The sequence below is a fragment of the Streptomyces sp. NPDC059564 genome, from assembly GCF_042735575.1.
Taxonomy (GTDB): domain Bacteria; phylum Actinomycetota; class Actinomycetes; order Streptomycetales; family Streptomycetaceae; genus Streptomyces.
In genome coordinates this window covers 1-1166 of record NZ_JBHWBP010000717.1, presented here as the reverse complement: position 1 = coordinate 1166, position 1166 = coordinate 1, and the positions used below count along the sequence as shown (strand labels likewise).

At 75.0% G+C, this 1166-nt stretch carries 1 protein-coding gene; it reads left to right on the top strand.

Annotated features, from left to right (window positions below; genetic code table 11):
• Positions 1–1166, top strand: a 1166-nt coding sequence (locus ACFV0Q_RS41895; protein WP_385013378.1) for a beta-ketoacyl synthase N-terminal-like domain-containing protein, incomplete at both ends; no start/stop codon positions are given.

The window sequence follows — 1166 nt, the reverse complement described above, 5'->3', positions numbered from 1 at the left end:
GCTGCCGACCTACCCCTTCCAGCGGCCCGGCGCCACCGCCACAGCCGCCGACGGTCCGGCCCTGCGCGGCCGGCTCGCCGCCCTGCCCGAGGCCGAACGCGAGCGCACCGTCGCCGAACTCGTCCGCTCCGTGACCGCCGCGCTGCTCAGCCTGCCCGACCCGGCGGCGGTCGGCGCCGGACAGGCCTTCCGGGACCTGGGCCTGGACTCCGTCACCGCCATCGAACTGCGCAACCGGCTGAACGAGGCCACCGGCCTCGCGCTGCCGCACACCGTCGTCTTCGACCACCCCACCCCGCGCTCGCTGACCGGCCGCATCCTCGCCGAAGCCCTCGGCACCCGGGACGAGGCCACCGACGACACCACCACGGCCGCCTGGGACGAACCCGTCGCCATCGTCGCCATGAGCTGCCGGCTGCCCGGCGGCATCGACACCCCCGAAGCCCTCTGGCAGCTGCTCACCGAGGGCGGCGACGCCGTCTCCGCCCTCCCCGGCGACCGCGGCTGGGACGTCGAAGGCCTCTACGACCCGGAGCCCGGCCGCCCCGGCCGCTACTACCAGCGCGAAGCGGCCCTGCTCCACGACGCCGCCGACTTCGACCCGGAGTTCTTCGGGATCTCCCCGCGCGAGGCCCTCGCCATGGACCCCCAGCAGCGGCTCCTCCTGGAGACCGGCTGGGAGGTGCTGGAACGCGCGGGCATCGACCCCGCGACCCTGCGCGGCACCCGTACCGGCACCTTCGTCGGCGCCATGACCCAGGACTACGGGCCCCGGCTGTACGAGGCGCCCGAGGACGTCAGCGGCTACCTGCTGACCGGCAACACCGCCAGCGTCGCCTCCGGCCGCCTCGCCTACACCTTCGGGTTCGAAGGTCCCGCCGTCACCGTGGACACCGCCTGCTCGTCCTCGCTGGTCGCCCTGCACCTGGCCGCCCAGTCGCTGCGCACCGGCGAGTGCTCGCTGGCACTGGCGGGCGGCGTCACCGTCCTGCCGTCGGCCGGGTCGTTCATCGAGTTCAGCAAGCAGCGCGCGCTGGCCCCGGACGGCCGCTCCAAGGCCTTCTCCGCCGACGCCGACGGATTCGGCCTGGCCGAGGGCACCGGCATGGTCCTGCTGGAGCGGCTCTCCGACGCCCGACGCAACGGCCACCAGGTGCTGGCCGTCG